This window comes from Mesorhizobium sp. M2A.F.Ca.ET.039.01.1.1 (assembly GCF_003998035.1).
In the GTDB taxonomy this organism is placed as follows: Bacteria; Pseudomonadota; Alphaproteobacteria; order Rhizobiales; family Rhizobiaceae; genus Mesorhizobium.
In genome coordinates this window covers 1-2,103 of record NZ_RZRY01000915.1, presented here as the reverse complement: position 1 = coordinate 2,103, position 2,103 = coordinate 1, and the positions used below count along the sequence as shown (strand labels likewise).

4 protein-coding genes and 1 pseudogene are annotated in these 2,103 nt (G+C 63.7%); 2 read left to right on the top strand and 3 right to left on the bottom strand.

All coding sequences use genetic code 11. From position 1 onward, the window contains the following. Both EOA24_RS35510 and EOA24_RS35505 read left to right on the top strand, forming a co-directional pair. Window positions 1-280, top strand: a 280-nt coding sequence (locus EOA24_RS35510) for an AraC family transcriptional regulator (RefSeq protein WP_133374800.1), incomplete at its 5' end; no start/stop codon positions are given. A 64-nt stretch (window positions 281-344) separates the two neighbouring features. After that, complete coding sequence (locus EOA24_RS35505) at window positions 345-548, top strand: hypothetical protein (RefSeq protein WP_126082448.1); 204 nt, start codon at window positions 345-347, stop codon at window positions 546-548. 25 nt (window positions 549-573) lie between these two features. Here EOA24_RS35505 and EOA24_RS42100 read toward each other — a convergent pair whose 3' ends face one another. The 3 genes and pseudogenes from EOA24_RS42100 to EOA24_RS35495 form a co-directional block, all read right to left on the bottom strand. Continuing rightward, window positions 574-672, bottom strand: a complete 99-nt coding sequence (locus tag EOA24_RS42100) for a putative RiPP precursor (protein ID WP_189342102.1) — start codon at window positions 670-672, stop codon at window positions 574-576. A 97-nt stretch (window positions 673-769) separates the two neighbouring features. Further along, window positions 770-1,699 (bottom strand): ribokinase, encoded by a 930-nt coding sequence (gene rbsK / locus EOA24_RS35500; protein ID WP_126082447.1) that lies wholly within the window; start codon window positions 1,697-1,699, stop codon window positions 770-772. Window positions 1,700-1,703: 4 nt separating this feature from the next. After that, window positions 1,704-2,103, bottom strand: a pseudogene (locus EOA24_RS35495) (RbsD/FucU domain-containing protein); the annotation flags it as partial.

The following is a 2,103-nucleotide window of genomic DNA, read 5'->3' as shown; positions in this document are numbered from 1 at the left end:
CTATACTGATGAGCTCAGGATCGACCGTGTCGCGCGCCTCGCCGCGCTCAGCCCGTCGGGCTTTCACCGGATGTTCACCCGACACACGCGGCTGACCGTGACTGAGTATGTGACACGGCTGCGCATCGGCAAGGCTTGCGCCCTCCTGACGGAGGGCGACAAGCAGATCGCCCACATCGCCGAGCAGGTCGGCTATCGGTCGCTGGCCAATTTCGGACGTCAATTCAAGGCTTTAAAAGGCCTGACGCCGCGCGAATATCGCGGCAGGTTTGCCAACTGAGGGCCTTCTCGGAACCATTTCAACCTTGTCCCGTTCAGCCCTCGGGTAAAACGGGAGAAGTCAGATGGCTGTGAGATGTCGGATTTCCATCGACGAGGAGAGGGATGTCGACGAGCTCGCTTTCCAGGAATTGCCGCGGGTCGGCGAAAGCGTGTCGATACCGGTCGAGGGAACGAACAGGGACCTCCGCGTCCTTCGCGTCGTGCATATGCCCGGCAGCGAGCAAGGCGCAACGACGATGCTGGAACTGACCAGCAGGATTCTGTAGCGCTATCCAAGCCCGATCAAGGAAATCATTCGCCCAGGACGACGCCGGAAGCGACAATCTGGGCCGTCCGTTCGGTGAGCTTCTGCCGCTTCACGAGCGTGGGTTTTTCGTAAGATTTCTTCATCCTGCCGTTCCGGCGTTGCAAACCAGGAGGATGAACGCGCTCGCTTCAGGAGCGTTCCCGGTCAAGGGGCCGCTAATAAACCGGCCGAACTACGAGTTCATGCCTTCGCGAGCAGCGCCTCGACCTCTTGCAATGTCGGCATAGACGGCGCGGTGCCGGGGCGGGTCACCGAAATGCCGGCGACCCCGCAGGCAAAGCGCACGGCCTCCAGCGGCTCGACGCCTTTTGCCAAAGCGGCGGCAAGACCGCCGTTGAAGGCATCGCCCGCCCCGGTGGTCTCGACCACCGGGCCGGCATTTACGGCGCCGACATGCTCGGATCGGTCCTTGCTGTGCAGAAGCGCGCCCTTTTCTCCCAGCGTCACGATGACGGCCCCGACACCCTTGGCCAGCAGAGCGTCGGCGGCGCGGCGGGCGTCGTCGACCGACGACACCTTGATGCCGGTCAGCCCTTCGGCCTCGGTCTCGTTGGGCGTGACATAGTCGCAGAGCATGTAGATACGGTCCGGCAGGCTCGCGGCCGGCGCGGGATTGAGAATGGTCGTCACCCCTGCCCCGCGCGCGATCTCAAGTGCCTTCAAGGCCGCGTCGATCGGCTGCTCGAGCTGCGTGACGAAGACGCCGGCGGAGCGGATCAGGCCGGCATGCGTCTCGATGTCTGCGGGGGAAATCAGCATCGCCGCGCCCGGGCTGACGATGATGGCATTGTTGCCCGTGCCTTCCTCGACGAAGATATAGGCAGCACCCGTATAGCTGTCCGGCGTGTCGATCACGGCGCTCTTGACGCCAGCATCCCTCCAGGTCTGCTTGGCCATGTCGGCAAAGGCATCGACGCCAAGCCTGGTCAGGAAAGTGATGTCGGCGCCAAGCTTGCCGGACGCCACCGCCTGGTTCGAGCCCTTGCCGCCCGGCCCGAGCTTGAAGGAATTGCCGAGGATCGTCTCGCCCATGCGCGGCTGGCGATCGGCGCGATAGGCGGTGTCGGCGACGAACACACCCAGGATGACGACAGGCTTGGCGGCGGCCATGTCCTTACTCCGCATCCGGCGGCACGACGCCTTTGCGGAAGGCAAAGCAGCCATAGAAACGGCGCTCGCCGGTCTGGATCACGCAATAGGCCTTCTTGGAGCGCTCGTAGAAAGCGTAGCGCTCGATCGAGATCATCGGCCAGGGTTTGCCCTCGGCCGCGTCGATCTCCTTCTGGACCTCCTTCTACACCGGCGGGATTTCGTTCGGCTTGCCGACGATCTCCATGCGCGCCGCGGCATCGTTGACGAACGTATCCAGCGGATAGACCGACAGCACCGCCTTCACCGCGTCGGCCGCCGTCGCATCGATGCGCAAGAGCTTGCCGAGCACGGTTTGCCGCGCCACCGAATCGGATGGGAAATTGGTGTCGGCGATGATCAGGTCGTCGCCATGACCCATCGCC

Bases quoted from the DNA above. Each gene is read 5' to 3' on its own strand.
- EOA24_RS35505 (WP_126082448.1), top strand. From the start codon at position 345: ATGGCTGTGAGATGTCGGATTTCCATCGACGAGGAGAGGGATGTCGAC.
- EOA24_RS42100 (WP_189342102.1), bottom strand. From the start codon at position 672: ATGAAGAAATCTTACGAAAAACCCACGCTCGTGAAGCGGCAGAAGCTC.
- rbsK (WP_126082447.1), bottom strand. From the start codon at position 1,699: ATGGCCGCCGCCAAGCCTGTCGTCATCCTGGGTGTGTTCGTCGCCGAC.